The sequence below is a fragment of the Gemmobacter nectariphilus DSM 15620 genome (assembly GCF_000429765.1).
Taxonomy (GTDB): domain Bacteria; phylum Pseudomonadota; class Alphaproteobacteria; order Rhodobacterales; family Rhodobacteraceae; genus Wagnerdoeblera; species Wagnerdoeblera nectariphila.
On sequence record NZ_AUCM01000006.1, the window covers coordinates 102,529 to 117,137 of the forward strand.

Annotated in this window: 16 protein-coding genes; 1 reads left to right on the plus strand and 15 read right to left on the minus strand. The window is 67.5% G+C overall.

The features are described from left to right. Positions 1-17 precede the first annotated feature (17 nt). The 10 genes from G481_RS0107185 to G481_RS0107230 all read right to left on the minus strand — a co-directional run bounded on the left by G481_RS0107185 (position 18) and on the right by G481_RS0107230 (position 8,895). Positions 18-617 carry a TetR/AcrR family transcriptional regulator gene (locus G481_RS0107185; protein ID WP_028029421.1) on the minus strand — a complete coding sequence of 200 codons (600 nt, stop codon included), beginning with the start codon at positions 615-617 and terminating at the stop codon, positions 18-20. Continuing rightward, positions 614-1,405, minus strand: coding sequence for an alpha/beta fold hydrolase (locus tag G481_RS0107190; protein WP_028029422.1), 792 nt, complete (start codon positions 1,403-1,405; stop codon positions 614-616). Before G481_RS0107190 ends, G481_RS0107185 begins: the two co-directional genes overlap by 4 nt. After that, positions 1,402-2,457: a branched-chain amino acid ABC transporter permease gene (locus tag G481_RS0107195; RefSeq protein WP_028029423.1), complete on the minus strand. Its 1,056-nt coding sequence runs from the start codon at positions 2,455-2,457 to the stop codon at positions 1,402-1,404. The genes G481_RS0107190 and G481_RS0107195 overlap by 4 nt, the downstream gene beginning before the upstream one ends. Positions 2,458-2,461: 4 nt before the next feature. After that, positions 2,462-3,490: a branched-chain amino acid ABC transporter permease gene (locus G481_RS0107200; protein WP_028029424.1), complete on the minus strand. Its 1,029-nt coding sequence runs from the start codon at positions 3,488-3,490 to the stop codon at positions 2,462-2,464. 1 nt (position 3,491) lies between these two features. After that, positions 3,492-4,214, minus strand: a complete 723-nt coding sequence (locus G481_RS0107205) for an ABC transporter ATP-binding protein (RefSeq protein WP_028029425.1) — start codon at positions 4,212-4,214, stop codon at positions 3,492-3,494. Then, positions 4,207-4,971 (minus strand): ABC transporter ATP-binding protein, encoded by a 765-nt coding sequence (locus G481_RS0107210; RefSeq protein ID WP_028029426.1) that lies wholly within the window; start codon positions 4,969-4,971, stop codon positions 4,207-4,209. Before G481_RS0107210 ends, G481_RS0107205 begins: the two co-directional genes overlap by 8 nt. A 99-nt stretch (positions 4,972-5,070) precedes the next feature. Beyond that, positions 5,071-6,249, minus strand: coding sequence for a substrate-binding domain-containing protein (locus G481_RS0107215; RefSeq protein WP_028029427.1), 1,179 nt, complete (start codon positions 6,247-6,249; stop codon positions 5,071-5,073). A gap of 89 nt (positions 6,250-6,338) precedes the next feature. Next, on the minus strand, positions 6,339-6,953 hold the full coding sequence (locus G481_RS0107220) for a class I SAM-dependent methyltransferase (RefSeq protein ID WP_028029428.1): 615 nt from the start codon (positions 6,951-6,953) through the stop codon (positions 6,339-6,341). Positions 6,954-7,026: 73 nt separating this feature from the next. After that, positions 7,027-8,163 (minus strand): M24 family metallopeptidase, encoded by a 1,137-nt coding sequence (locus G481_RS0107225; protein WP_028029429.1) that lies wholly within the window; start codon positions 8,161-8,163, stop codon positions 7,027-7,029. Positions 8,164-8,175: 12 nt separating this feature from the next. Then, positions 8,176-8,895 (minus strand): type 1 glutamine amidotransferase, encoded by a 720-nt coding sequence (locus G481_RS0107230; RefSeq protein WP_028029430.1) that lies wholly within the window; start codon positions 8,893-8,895, stop codon positions 8,176-8,178. A 71-nt stretch (positions 8,896-8,966) separates the two neighbouring features. On the opposite strand from G481_RS0107230, the gene G481_RS0107235 reads away from it, so the two are divergent. Further along, on the plus strand, positions 8,967-9,728 hold the full coding sequence (locus tag G481_RS0107235; protein WP_028029431.1) for a LamB/YcsF family protein: 762 nt from the start codon (positions 8,967-8,969) through the stop codon (positions 9,726-9,728). A 177-nt stretch (positions 9,729-9,905) separates the two neighbouring features. On the opposite strand, the gene G481_RS0107240 is transcribed toward G481_RS0107235, so the two are convergent. Genes G481_RS0107240 through G481_RS0107260 form a run of 5 tightly spaced genes read right to left on the minus strand, consistent with a single transcriptional unit; the run spans position 9,906 to position 14,479 of the window. Then, positions 9,906-10,904 (minus strand): 5-oxoprolinase subunit C family protein, encoded by a 999-nt coding sequence (locus tag G481_RS0107240; protein ID WP_028029432.1) that lies wholly within the window; start codon positions 10,902-10,904, stop codon positions 9,906-9,908. Further along, on the minus strand, positions 10,901-11,620 hold the full coding sequence (gene pxpB / locus G481_RS0107245) for a 5-oxoprolinase subunit PxpB (protein ID WP_028029433.1): 720 nt from the start codon (positions 11,618-11,620) through the stop codon (positions 10,901-10,903). Before pxpB ends, G481_RS0107240 begins: the two co-directional genes overlap by 4 nt. After that, the gene (locus G481_RS0107250) at positions 11,617-12,531 is read right to left on the minus strand and encodes an NAD(P)-dependent oxidoreductase (RefSeq protein WP_028029434.1); all 915 of its coding nucleotides are present in this window, start codon (positions 12,529-12,531) and stop codon (positions 11,617-11,619) included. Before G481_RS0107250 ends, pxpB begins: the two co-directional genes overlap by 4 nt. Next, positions 12,528-13,829: a hydantoinase/carbamoylase family amidase gene (locus G481_RS0107255; RefSeq protein ID WP_051294367.1), complete on the minus strand. Its 1,302-nt coding sequence runs from the start codon at positions 13,827-13,829 to the stop codon at positions 12,528-12,530. Before G481_RS0107255 ends, G481_RS0107250 begins: the two co-directional genes overlap by 4 nt. Next, the gene (locus tag G481_RS0107260; RefSeq protein ID WP_028029436.1) at positions 13,826-14,479 is read right to left on the minus strand and encodes a GntR family transcriptional regulator; all 654 of its coding nucleotides are present in this window, start codon (positions 14,477-14,479) and stop codon (positions 13,826-13,828) included. Before G481_RS0107260 ends, G481_RS0107255 begins: the two co-directional genes overlap by 4 nt. Between the last annotated feature and the right edge of the window lie 130 nt (positions 14,480-14,609).

The window sequence follows — 14,609 nt, forward strand, 5'->3', positions numbered from 1 at the left end:
GCTCCGTCCTGTGGGTGTCAGGGACGCAGGCCCCTTTCCAGCATGTCGAACACTTCGGCCACCACCGCATCGCGGTCGGCCCCCGGGTTGCGCTGACCGTAGCGTTCCCCCAGCGTGACCGCCAGCCCCATCAGCGCCCAGGCGCGGATTTCCGGGTTGCCGGGGCGAATGGTGCCCTCTTTTGCCGCCGCTTCAAGGTTGCGGGCATAATTGCGGGCAAATCCGGTGAAATAGGCGTCATAGCTGGGCGGATCGACGAACCGCGCCTCTTCGACAATGCTGTAAAGCGTCGGGCGGGTGGCGGCGATTTCCAGAAAGGTGCGCAGACCGATCCGTTCCGCCGCCAGCCGGTCGGGCGTGTCGGCAACCGCTTCGGAAATGGTGCGGCGGGTAAAGCGGCCCATCTCGGCCACCAGTTCGCGAAACACCTGCTCCTTGCCATCGAAATAGATGTAGAACGTGCCCTGGGCGATGCCCGCCGCGCGTGTGATATCGGCAATCGAGGCGGCAGCAAAGCCGCGCGCGCCGATCACCTCTTCGGCAGCGCGCAGGATCGCCTCGCGGGTTTCGCGGCCGCGCTTGGTGGCAGGCTGGCGGGGGCTGGCAGGGGTGGTCATGCGACAACCTGACGGGCAAAGGCCGCAATGGCGGCGGCGGTTTCTTCGGGGCGCTCCAGATGCGGGGCGTGGCCGGCCCCGGTGATGCGCAGGGCAGCACCATGGGGCGCGGCACCGGCCAGCCAATCGGCGCAGGCGGGGGGATATACCCGGCTTTGAGCGCCATGAACAGCCAGCAGCGGCACCGGCAGGCGGCGCACCGCCGCCCGGCAGTCCGCCTCGATCAACGAGGCCCAGAAGCCGGCCATCACCGCGCCATCCTGCGCGCCGATCACCGCGCGGGCCTGTGCGGCGCCAAAGGCAGGGGCGCCAGCATCGGTCGCGAAAATCCCGGTGGCCAGCGGGCCCACGGCGGCGGACCAGTCGTCGCGGAACCAGTCGGTGCGCGCCCGGATACGATCGGCCGACTGGCCGGACATGGCGAAATCCCAGCCCGGTTCCGGCAGGGGGCGGGGGCTCATGTCCAGGCTGATCATGCCGGTAACCGGCCCCGGCCCGTGGGCGTCCAGCCATTGCCAGCCGATCAGCGCGCCCAGCGACCAGCCGACCAGCAGGGTCGGCTCGCCATCGGCCAGCAGATCGCCCAGCATGGCAACGGCGCCCGGCAGGTCGGCCGTATAGCCGACCGTCGCACCATGCCCCGGCAGGTCGGGCGCCAGGCAGCCAAAGCCCGGCAGGGCCGCCGCCAGCGGCGCCATCACCGCCCCGCACATCGTCCAGCCGTGCAGCAGCACCATGCGAGGGCCGGTGCCCCAGCGTTGCGCATGGATATGCCGCCGGGGCGTCATCCCCGCGCCCGCAACCGGCCGACAATGCCGGTGGGGAAGAAATAGACCGACAGGATGAACAGCACCCCCAGCCACAGCAGCCAGCGGTCGGGGTTCAGCAGGTCGGGCACCAGCGGCAGCGCGGCCGTTGCATCGGCGGCGCCCTGCATCAGCGTCTGCAGATAGTTCTGCGCCAGAACAAAGATCGTTGCCCCGACGACCGCGCCCCAGATCGTTCCCATGCCGCCGATCACCACCATCAGAAGGATGTCGATCATGATCTCCGATGCCAGCGTGGTATCGGGCCCGACATAGCGCAGCCAGATGGCGAACAGCGACCCGGCCAGCGCCGCGACCCCGGCCGACAGACAGGTGGCCACCGTGCGATAGATCACCACGCGATAGCCCACCGCCTCGGCCCGGAAGGCATTTTCGCGGATCGCCTGCAGCACCCGGCCAAAGGGCGAATTCACCACCCGCAGCAGCAGCAGGAACAGCACCGTGCAGCAGAGGAACACCAGATAATAGTTCAGAATCTTGCCCGTGACCCTGGTGCCGAAAATCTCCAGATCCAGGCGGAAGGCAGGGGTCAGCTCGCGCGGGATGGTGATGTTCATGCCATCCTCGCCCCCGGTCAGCCAGGACAGCTGGCTGACCAGCACCGCCACAGCCGAAGCAACCGCCATGGTGATCATCGCGAAAAAGATCGCCCGCACCCGCAGCGAGAACAGCGCGATCACAAAGGCCACCGCAACCGCAACCGCCGTGCCGCCCAGGGCACCCGCCGCCAGCGCGCCCCAGCCGCGCCCCAGGTGCGCCCCCGCCAGCGCAACCCCATAGGCGCCAAGACCGAAGAACACCGTATGGGCAAAGCTGACGATCCCGGCATAGCCCAGCATCAGATCGTAGCTGGCGACCAGCACGATGAAGATCGCGATGCGCGCCGCCACCTCGAGCGAGCGGCTGCCCGGGAACAGGAACGGCGCCGTGGCCAGCGCCACGAAGATCAGCGCCACGATGACCGACAGGATGAGCGAACGCGGGCCATCGCCCGACAGCAGGAAACGCACCATCGCCTTACACCTTGATGACGGGGGACATGCCCTGCGGGCGCCACATCAGAATGGCGACCATCAGCGCGATGTTCGATACCAGCGCCGCCTTGGGCTCGATGAAGGCGACATAGTTCTGCAAAAGGCCCACCAGCAGCGCGCCGATGAACGCGCCCTCGACGCTGCCAAGGCCGCCGATGATCACCACGATGAACACCAGAACCATGATCTCGTTGCCCATATGGGCGGTGATCAGTTCCTGATACAGCGCCCACATGATGCCCCCAAGGCCGGCCAGCGCGGATCCCGCGATGAACACGCCGACAAAGACGCGGCGGATGCGGTAGCCAAGCGCCTGCACCATCTCGCGGTTTTCAACGCCGGCGCGGACGATCAGCCCGATCTTGGTGTGACGCAGCACCAGCCGCATGGCGATGAACACGGCGGCGCCAAAGACCACGGCGACCAGCCGGTATTTTTCCAGCGTGGCGCCAAGGATGGTGATCGCACCCTTCAGCATCTCGGGCCGGGCAATGTGGATTTCCTTGGGCCCCCAGATCACCTGAATCAGCTGCTCTGCAACGATCAGGCCGCCCATGGTGACCAAAATCTGTTTCAAATGAGCACCATAGACGGGTCTCACGATGACCCTCTCGAACCCCCAGCCGATGGCGCCGGTCACGGCCATGGCCGCCAGCACCGCCGCCAGCAGCGCCAGCAGGTTCAGCGCCAGCGACGGCACCCCCGTCAGGCCCCCCAGCGCGATCAGCACCGAGACGCCGACAAAGGCCCCGAACGAGATGAAGGCGCCATGGCCGAAGTTGATGATGTCCATCAGGCCGAAGATCAGCGTCATGCCGCTGGCGATGACAAAGATCATCATGCCCATGGCAAGGCCGGACACCGTCAGCGTCAGCCAGCTGGTCGGGTTGCCGACTGCGATGAAGCCGGTGATGACCAGCGCCGGGATCAGCAGAACGGGGATCCAGGGCTGCATCCGCACCGACAGGGGCGGGCGCTGCATGATCGGGGTATGGTCGGGGGCGGCGGTCATGTCAGGCATGCTCCATGCTCAGGCCCATAAGGCGTTCCTGAAGTCCGGCGTCGGTGGCCAGTTCGGCCATGGCGCCGGTCCAGATGATGCGGCCGTCGTCCATGACGGCGGCATGATCGCCCAGGGCCTTGGCCAGCTTGAAGTTCTGTTCCACCATCAGGATCGTCGCGCCCGCCTGTTTCAGATCGCGCAGCGCGCGGGCAAGGGTGGACACGATGGCGGGGGCAAGGCCCTTGGAGGGTTCGTCGATCAGGTAGAGCCGCCGTTCCTCGATCATGGCCCGGGCGGTGGACAGCATCTGCTTCTGCCCGCCCGACAGGTTGCCGGCGGGGTTCTTCCAGAAGGTCCGCAGCGGTGGGAAGACCGCAAAGATCCACTCCAGCCGCGTCTTGTCGATCGGGCCCGACACGGCGGCAAGGGTCATGTTTTCCTCGACCGTGAGGTTGGCAAAGATGCCCATGTCCTCGGGAACCAGCGCCACGCCCTTGCGCGCAATAATGGCAGGGGGCTGGCGGGCGATGTTGTCGCCGTCCAGCAGGATATCGCCGGTGTGCGGCTGCCACAGGCCCATGATGGTGCGCAAGGTGGTGGTCTTGCCTGCGCCGTTGCGGCCCAGCAGCATGGTCACCTGCCCGCGCGGCACGTCCAGATCGACGCCATGCAGGATGTGATATTGCGCGATGTCGGTCTTGACCCCGCGCAGGGACAGAAGGGGGTCAGACATCCTCGATCTCCTTGCCCATATAGGCCTCTTGCACGATGTCGCTGGCCATCACCTCGACAGGCTTGCCATCGGCGACCAGCGTGCCGTTATGCAGAACGACGATGCGGTCGGCCAATGTGCGGATCACGTCCATCTTGTGTTCCACCAGCAGGACGGTTGCGTTGGGGTCCGCCTTGATTTCGGCGATCAGGCCCAGGATCACCGGGGATTCGTCCACGCTCATCCCGGCCGTGGGTTCGTCGAACATGAAGATCTTCGGCTTCAGCGCCAGCATCAGGGCGACTTCCAGCTTGCGCTGATCGCCATGGGGCAGGGCCCGCACCTCTTGATGGGCCTGCGAAGACAGGCGCACCCGATCCAGGATTTGCTCGGCCTCGGCGGTCAGGTCGCGGCGGCTGGCGGCCATGGTCAGCAGGCTGAACCCTGCCCCGCGCCGGGCCTGCACCACAAGGCGGACGTTTTCCAGCACCGAGAGCGCCGGAAACAGGTTGGTCAGCTGAAACGCCCGCCCGATGCCCGCCCGCGTCCGCGCCGCAACGCCCAGACGCGAGATGTCCTGCCCGTCCAGCAGCACCTGCCCCGAGGTGGCCGGGATCTGGCCCGAGATCAGGTTGAACCAGGTGGTCTTGCCGGCGCCGTTCGGGCCGACGATGGCGGTCAGCTCGCCCGGCCGAAAGGCGCAGGAGACCGCGTTGACGGCGACATGGCCGCCAAAACGCACCGTAAGGGCGCGGGTTTCAAGCGATGGGGAGGGCATGGGAACCGTCGGTCTGGCGGTGAGGCCGGGGGGCCAGCCCCCCGGACCCCCCGGGATATTTTCAGACAGATGAAAGGGCGCAGGCGCCCCTTCGGGGGCTTAGCGCGTATTGCGGACAGGGACGTCCATTTCCTCGATCGGGATTTCGCGGACCAGGTCCGGGATACCCCAGGCGACGTTCGGATCGACCTTGATCTTGAAGTGATACATGGCTTGCAGCGCCTGATGGTCTTCGGCGCGGAAGATCATCTTGCCCTTGGGGGTGTCGAATTCCATCCCCTCCATGGTCTCGATCAGCTTCTCGGTGTCGGTCGATCCGGCCTTCTTCAGCGCCTCGACCGCCGCCATGCCGGCCGCCATGCCGCCTGCGGTGAAGAAATCGGGCGGGGTGCCGAAGCGGGCCATGTGTTCCTTGACCAGCCAGTCGTTCACCGGGTTCTTCGGGATTTCGTAGTAGTAATACGCCGCCCCTTCCATGCCGGGGAATTCCTTGTAGGCCTTGAGCGCCTCGAGGATGTTGCCGCCCGTCGCCAGTTCGATGCCATAGCGGCCCGGATCCATGGCCTGCAGTTTCGACATGGGGTTGTTGGCGCCGGCCCAGATGATGAAGATGCGCTTCTCGCCGTCCAGATCCTTCAGCGCGTTGAACATGCGCTCGCCAAAGGCGGTGAAGTCGGTGGTGTCGGTCGGGGCGTATTCTTCGGCGACCAGCTTGGCCGGGGTCTTCGCCAGCGCCTCCTTGAAGGCGGCGATCCCATCGCGGCCAAAGGCGTAATCCTGCGCAAAGGTCACGACCTTGACGCCTTCACGGCCCAGCGCCACCGCGTTCGAGATGGCATCTTGCGAGGAGTTGCGGCCAGTGCGGAAGATATAGCGGTTCCACGCCGAGCCGGTGATGGAATCGGCAACTGCGGGTTCAACGATCAAGATCTTCTCGAATTCCTGCGCGACGGGCAGCATGGCCAGCGCAACGCCCGACCCGACCGGGCCGATGGCCAGATCAGCCTCGTCGTCGCCAAAGGCCTCGGCCAGCATGGCGCGGCCGACATCGGGCTTCAGCTGGCTGTCCTTTTCGATCACGACGATTTTTTCGCCGTTCACCTCGAACGTGCCGCCGGTGGCATATTCGATGCCCAGCATCAGGCCATCGTGGCTTTGCTTGGCATAGGCTTCCAGCGCGCCGGTCTTGTCATAGACATGCGCGATCTTGATTTCGGCAGTCGCCGGCAGTGCCCAGCCCATCAGGGCCGTCATGGCGACGGCAAGATGCAGTTTCATGGTATCCTCCCTGGAACATGACGTCTGATTCATGTTTCACAAGAGGTAACCCAGACCAGCGATTCAGTCAACGCTGCCATGCAAGGAAATCAGAGCGGCGCGCGGGCAAGCAAGATGGCGACGGCCGACATGCCGCTATGGCCGGCACCTTCGGACAGTTCGGTCTCGATTTCCTCAAGGCGCAGGATCTCCAGACTGGCAAAGGCACTGCGCAGAAGGTTGGCGGTGTAAAGATGCGCAGGATCCCTGGGGCCGCCCGTGCCGAAGTCCAGTTGTCTGGGGGTGTAGCCGATGACGATCAGATGCCCGCCCGGCTTGACCGCGCGGATCATGCCGGCCCATTTGCGCAGCCGATCACCGGGGGCGCTGAACTGGCTGAACACATCCGCCACCAGATCGAACCCGGCCTGCGGATAGGGCCAGTCATGCACGTCGCCCTGTTCCAGATGCAGCGTGACGCCATGGCGCGCGGCCAGTGCCGCCGCCTTGCGCTGCGCGACCGCCGAGAAATCGAGTGACAGCACATCCCAGCCCTGGCGCGCCAGCCAGACGCCGTTGCGCCCTTCGCCATCGGCGACGCACAGGGCCTTGCCGGGGGTCAGCCCCGCTGCAAGGTCGCGCAGGAAGATGTTCGGCTCTTCGCCGAACACGAAGGCCTCGGTCGCATAGCGGCTGTCCCAGCGGGGCTGATCGGGATGGGTCATCGGGCGTCTCCGTGCATGTATCAGGGCAGACTAGGGTGAGTTCCCCTGCCCCGCCATGCGCGAAATGCCACCCCTAGCGCGCGGTCACGAAGAGCTGACGCGGGAAGTTGGTCAGCCGCTCGCATCCATCGGCCGTCACCACGATGGTTTCCGACATGCCGAAACCCTGCGCCAGGACATAGGTGTGGAACACCATGCCCGGCTGGAACGACCAGTCGGCACCCGGATGCGCCTCCAGCGGCTCGCCGCCATTGGGTTGCAGCAAAAGGCCGACGGAATAGAAGGTCTTGTTGGTATAGCTGTCGCGCAGCCCGGCGGACAGAACGCCTTCGCGGTAGATCGCATCCGGGGTGGTGGCGGGCACACCGGGCGCCACGGTGGCGATGGCGGCGTCCTGAATGGCGATCAGCTGTTCGGCCAGCCGATGATCGGCGTCCGAGGCCTCGGCCACGCGGATCGGGCGCATGAAGCGGGCGTGATAGTGGTGATTGTTCGGCGTCGTCTCGATCTGGACGATATCGCCACGTTCCAGCACCCGGTCGGAATAGCCGCCATGCAGATGGAACGCCCGCTCGCCCGAGGACATGACGCCCGGCCCCGGCAGGTCGGACCCGGCCCGGATCATGGCGGCGCAGATCTGGGCAGCCATCTCGCGTTCCGACACGCCCACGCCGGCGCTGTCGATGGCGGCCTGCATCCCGGCCTCGGCCGCCCTGGCGGCGATGCGCTGATAGGCGATTTCGGCCTGCGACTTGATCAACCGCATGTTGGGAACCAGCGCGCTTTCGTCAAGCAGCCGGACGCCGGGCAGTTCGGCCCGGATCGCCTCCCACCGCTGGGCGTTCAGCACCCAGGCGCCCATTTCCACCCCGATGGCGGCGGCCTTGCCGACCCTGGCGGCAATGGTGCGGGCGGCCAGCGCGATGCGGTCGTCGCTGTCGGTCCACATCACGCGGTCAGGGAACACGCAGGTGCTGTCGAGGTAATATTCCTCGACATCGCGGCAGAACAGCGTCGGCTCGCCCTCGGCGGGGATGATGGCGAACTGGAACGTGCCATAGCCGCGGGTAAAGAACCCCGTGACCCAGGTCACGGTTTCAGGCTGGAACGCCAGCAGCGCATCCAGCCCCCGTGCCTTCAGCGCCGCCTGCACACGCAGCAGCCGCGCGCGGTATTCGGCCGGATTGAACCAGTAATTCGGTTGCACCATGGGGGTATTCCTTCAGCCGCGCGAGACCATCTCGGCAAAGCGGGTCAGCATGATCTTGGCGTCCAGCGCCTCATCGGCACCGGCGATGAAGGCATCGACATCGCCGCCATCAATCGTCATCCGCTCGCGGTTTTCCTCGAACCAGACGGGGGCCTGCGCGCGGGTGATCTCGGGGTGGCCCTGGATGCCCCAGGCGGGCGCGGTGCGGTGGCGCCAGACCTGGTTGGGGCAATCGTCGGAGGAGGCGAGGATCACCAAGTCTGGGTGGCCGGCCCGCACTTCGTCATTGTGCCAGACGAACATGCGCACACTCTCGCCCCAGTCCTGCGCCAGCGGGTCGGTCGCGGCGGCCGCGGATACGGGCAGGTCCTTGTAGCCGATCTCGCAATAGGACCGGCGGAACACCTGATCCTTGCCACACAGCGCCGAGGCGAGGATCTGGCTGCCAAAGCAGATGCCCAGCATGGGGATCTGCAGATCCGCCGCCTGCCGGATCAGGTCATGTTCGCGGTGGATGAACGGCACATCCTCATAGGCGCCATGCGGGCTGCCGGACAGGAAGATGCCGTCATAGCCGTCCAGACTGGCGGGAAATTCGCCGTTATGGGCCCAGTATCGGTCGACCTTCAGCCCCCAGCCTTCAAAACGGTCGTCGAGTTTCGCCACCGATTGCAGCTTGCGGCCGTTGCCGAGGTAGAGCAGTCGTTTCACGATGAAATCCCGGTTCTGCATGGGTCTCCATTTTGGTATACCAACGGAGTGCCATATAGCAACCACTATCATACCAACCGTTGGAGGTTCCCATGCGCATCGACCTGAACGCCGATCTGGGAGAGGGGTTCGGCCCCTGGAAGATGGGTGACGATGGCGCCCTTCTGGGCATTGTCACCACGGCGAATGTCGCCTGCGGCTTTCATGCGGGGGATCCGGCGATCATGCGGGCAACGGTGCGCGCGGCGCGGGCGCAGGGTGTCGCGGTCGGGGCGCATCCGGGCTATGCCGATCTGGCAGGCTTTGGCCGCCGCGCCGTGCCGGGCATCACCGAGGCCGAGGTCGAGAACCTGGTCGCCTATCAGACCGGCGCCTTTGCCGCGATCTGCGCGATGGAAGGCTATCCGATGACCCATGTCAAAACCCATGGTGCGCTGGGGAACGCCTGCGCCGACGATGACGGTCTGGCCATGGCCGTGGGACGGGCGATCAAGGCGGTGGACCCCTCGCTGGGGTTCATGATCATGCCGGGCACAGCGACCGAGCGGGCAGCGGACAAGCTGGGCCTGCGCCCGATCCGCGAGATCTATGCCGACCGCACCTATGCCGACAGTTTCAACCTGACCCCGCGCAGCCGCCCCGATGCGATGGTCCATGACCCGGCGGAGGCGCTGGCACGGGTGATCGACATGGTGGTCGAGGGGCGCATCACCTCGACCAGCGGCAAGGTGCTGAGGGTGGGCATCGATTCGGTCTGCGTGCATGGCGACACTGCGCAAGCGGTGGCGATGGCCCGGCATCTGCGGCAGGGGCTGGAGGCCGCGGGGATCGCGGTCAAGCCGACGCTGGCGTAGGGCTGGGTTCACCCCGCTACCCCCGCCGGGATACTGGCCGGCGGTTTCCGTAGGGCAAGGGGGGCCGTCTGCCCCCCTCGGCGCGTTCCGCGCCTCACCCCCCGAGGATATTTCTACAAGGCGAAAACACCAGGACGACTGCGGTGGTACGGCGCGGATCCGGGTTGGATCGTGTGGTCAGGCCTGATCGAGGTCGCCGCGCGCATCGACCACGCCGTCGATCAGATTGGCCGACAGCAGCCGCACGGTGTCGATGGCGCCGGCCGGGCGCGGGTTCAGCGCCGCGATGGTCTGGGCAAGGCGCTGCGCTGCGCTGACGGCACCGGCCCGGTCCACGGGCGCCAGCCGGAAGCGCGCGCCGGCCGGCAATTGCGCCAGCCGGTCCAGATCGGCCGAGATCACGGTTGCCAGCTTGGGATAGCCCCCCGTGGTCTGGCAATCGCGCATCAGCACGATCGGTTGCCCGTCGGGCGGCACCTGGATCGAGCCTGGCAGCACCCCGTCTGACACCATGGACCCCGCGCGCGGGATCAGACGGGGCCCGGCCAGAAAGCGGCCCATCCGGTCGGATCGCGCATCGACCTGCCAGTCGGCCCCGGCCAGCAGCTCCAGCGACTCGGGGCTGAACCAGTCGTCCTGCGGGCCGGGCATGAAGCGGATCGGCCCGGTTGCATGGTCCGGCACCCGGTCCAGCGCCAAGGGCGCCAGCGCGCCGCCCGCCACCGGCAGCCGCATGCCCGGGGTCAGCATCGCACCGCCGATGCCCGATCGCAGGTGAAAGGCGCGGCTGCCCATCTCGGGCCGCAGATCGACCCCGCCAGCGACGGCCAGATAGCCATAGACCCCGCCGCGCATGGCGGAAAGCTCGAGCAGATCGCCATCTTCGGCGCGGGCCGACACGCCGGGGGCCAGGGTGCGGCCATCGACGGTCAGCACCACGCCCGGCCCCGAGGCCGCCACCAGCACCGGCCCGCCGACCACCCGGAACCGGGCGCCAGCAAGGGTCAGTTCGACCGCCGCCGCATCGGCCGGATTGCCGACCAGCGCATTCGCCACCGCCAGGGCCAGCCGGTCCATCGCGCCTGCCGTTGCAATGCCATAGCGTCGCCAGCCGACGCGGCCCCCATCTTGCACCGAGGCGCCGGGGGCGCAGCGATCGACCACCAGCGCGCTCATGCGATCCGCTCCGCCACCTGCGCGCCATCTGCGGCAGCCGACGACAGGCTGCGCCATTCGGCATCGGATATGGGCGCAAAGACGATTTCGTCCCCCGCGCCGAACAGGAACACCGGATCGCGGTGCAGCACAAAGGGCAGCGCCGGGGTGCGCCCGATCAGGTGCCAACCGCTTGGCCCCGCGACGCTGCCGATGGCCGTCTGCGCCCCGCCAATGCTGACGGACGAGGCCGGAACCCGCGCGCGCGGGGTATCGCGGCGCGGGCGGGCCAGGCGCGGATCCAGCCCGCCCAGATAGGAAAAGCCGGGCATGAAGCCGATCATCATCACGGTATAGACCGGGGCGGCATGAGCCTCGACAAAGGCGGGCGGTGTCAGCCCGGCAAAGGCGGCGATGTCGTCCAGATCCTCGCCCTGCGCGCCGCCATAGGCCACCGGCACCCGCCAGCGCCGGGGCGCGGCGGGTTCGGCCGCGTCATGGGTCGCAAGGTCCAGCACATGGGCACACAGGGCCTCGACATCGGTCGCAAGCGGGTCGAACAGGATCATCAGCGCGCGATAGGTCGGGACCGTCTCGACCACCCCGGGCACCGGATCGGCGGCCAGAGCACGATCCAGCGCCATCACGCGGCCATTGACGGCTAGGTCGATGACATTGCCGAAATCGACACTGATCGCCGCATCGCCGCACGGCAGGACACGCGGCGGGGCGCTCATCGGCCCAAGGCCTCCAGCACGGCGCGGGCCACGGCCTGTGCGGTCACGGCCAGGGCGCGGCCGGTGTTCCCGCCGACATGTGGCGCAAGGGTCAGGTTGGGGCAGGTCAACAAAGGGCTGTCCATCGGCAAGGGTTCGTCCCGCGTGACATCCAGCGCGGCCGCCCCAAGGTGCCCCGAATGCAGCGCAAGGGCCAGTGCCTGTTCGTCGATCAACGCCCCACGCGCGGTATTGACCAGAATGGCCCCTGGCCGCAGTGCCGCCAGTTCCACCGCGCCGATCACCGGGCGCGGGCCGGGCACGCCGTGCAGCGACAGCACATCGGCCTGCGCCAGCAGATCGGCGGCGTCCACCGCCCGCTCGGCCCCCAGCGCGGCCAGTTCGGCGGGATCGGCATGGGCGGACAGCACCAGAACCCGCATCCCCAGCCCCCGCGCCATCGGCACCAGCGCACGAGAGACATGGCCCCAGCCCCAAAGCCCAAGGCACCTGCCACCCAGGCCCAGACCACGGTTGCGCTGCCGCCAGCCGCCATCGCCCGACCGCACCGAGGCATCGGCCGCCACCAGCTGCCGCGCCGCTGCCAGCATCAGGCCCAGTGCCAGTTCCGCCACATCCGGCGCATTGGCGCCCGGTGTGTTCACCACAGTGATCCCGCGCGCCCGCGCACCGGCAAGGTCCACCCGGTCCATGCCGGTGCCGTGAACGCCGATCACCTTCAGACGCGGTGCCAGCGCCAGTGCGGCGGACGGAAAACCCCAGTTGCGGGTGATCGCCACATCGGCATCGGCCAGCAGCGGCGCCAGCACCTTGTGCCCGGTGTCGGGCGCGGCCAGAACCTCGATCCCGGCGGCTTGCAGGACGGCCACGCCCGAGGCGTCGATCGGCTGGACCAGCAGGCAGCGCGTCATGTCCGGGCGGGCATCTCTTGCAGGCAGAAGGCCGACAGAACCTGTGCGGCGACGGCAAAATCCTCGATTTCCATCGCCTCGTCAGGGTTGTGGCTGCCATTGCGGTTGCGGATGAAGATCATGCCGGTCGGCACCCCCATCTGCGCAAAGACCGCCGCATCGTGGCCGGCGCCGCAGGGCATGATCTCGGCCCCCTGCGCGGCCGCGATTCCTGCCAGATCGGCGATGATCCGGCGATCCATCAGCGCAGGTTCGCTGGTGGTTTCCTTGCCCAGATCAAAGCGGACACGGGAGCGCGATTCCACCTCGGCCAGCGCCTGCCGCAGCTCGGCCCGCATCAGATCCAGCGTCGCATGGCTTTGACTGCGCACATCAAGGGAAAAATCGACCCGGCCCGCGACCTTGGAAAACGCCGCCTCGTTCGGATCGGTTGCCATCTGCCCGAAGGTCACGGTCAGGTCATGGCCCTGCGCGGCCAGCCGTTCCCACGCATCGTCCAGCCGCACGGCCAGCCGGGCGACGGCCATGGCCGCATCCTGACGCACCTCGCGCGGGGTGGCACCGGAATGGGCATAGGCCCCAAGGCAGGCGGCGTGACGGTGGCGAAAGCTGCCGCGAATGCCGGTGACGATGCCGATGGGGCGGTCCCGCGCCACAAGAACCGGCCCCTGTTCGATATGCGGCTCGATGAAACAGGCGATCTGCGCGGGGTCGATCTGCGGCACACCTGCGCGCAGCTGCGCCGACTCGCCCCCAGCCGCGTCGATGGCGCGGCCCAGCGCCACGCGGTCGCCCGCCCGCAACACGCCATCCAGTTCCGCCCCCGACAGCCGGCCAAAGGCCGCGCGGCTGCCGATGTAGGATGCGCTGAACCAGGTGCTTTCCTCGGCCCGGATCGCCACCACGGTCAGATCCTGCGGCGGCAGCACCCCGGCCGCACGATACCCGGCCGCCACGGCCAGCCCGGCCAGCACCCCGGCCGCACCATCGAAATTCCCGCCCATCGGCACCGAATCGAGATGCGAGCCGACCATGACCGCAGGCCCGCGCCGCTGGCCGCGCAGGGTCATGTACAGGTTGCAGCCCGCGTCGATGCGGCAATCCATCCCCAGCTTGCGCGCCTCGCGCCGCACCATGTCATGGGCGATCTGCTCGCCCAGCCCATACGAGGCCCGGGTGATCCCGCGCGCCGCGCCCGTGCGCAACCGCAGTTCCGTGAACAGCCGCACCGCAAGCGCGATGTCGGGCCGGGGATCGCAGGCGACCGGATCAGGCGCGATGGACAGGGCAGGGGTCATAGACGGGCCAATCGGTTGATGATGCTGTCGCGCACGCGGGACAGGTGGGCGGCCATGGCCTGGGCCGCAGCCTCGCCATTCCCGGCCTCGACCGCATCGAGAATTTCCAGATGTTCGCGGCAGGTATCTTCCAGCCGCTCGGGCACGGCGCGCAGGTCGAACATCTGCGTCTGGCGCCGCATGGTGCGGATGATCGACGAAAGCTGCTGGTTTTCCACCGCATCCGAGATGGCGCCGTGCAGCCCTTCGTCGATGTCGCGGACAAGGGCGCGGTCGGCGGGCTGGCCGGGCGCCTGGGCCAGCGCCTCGGCGATCTGCTCGCGCAGCGCGGCGATGGTCGCGGCGGGCAGCTTGCCAGCGGCCATCCGGGCCACCGCAGGCTCCAGCAGCAGACGCACCTGAAGCGCGTCCATGTAATCCTCGATCCGCATCTGCTTGACCTGAAGGCCCCGGCTGCCCTGGCGCAGCAGCAGCCCCTCGCCCTCCAGCATCAGCAGCGCATCGCGCACCGGCGTGCGCGACATGTTCAGCGCATCGGCCAGCCGCCGTTCGTTGACCAGCTCGCCCGGCTTGGCACTGCCACCCAGGATCAGCTCGAGGATCTGCTCATAGGCTTGCAGGGCAAGGCGTTTGTCAGGGGCGTTCAGCATCCGGTCTCCTCTGGGTCCGCAGCCGGGGCGGGGCTTGGGATCGCCTGCATCTTCATCGAACGGAACGTGCAAACACAAGGCCAATCCCAAATGACATGCAGGGTATATTCCGATGGTTGACTGTTGGTAT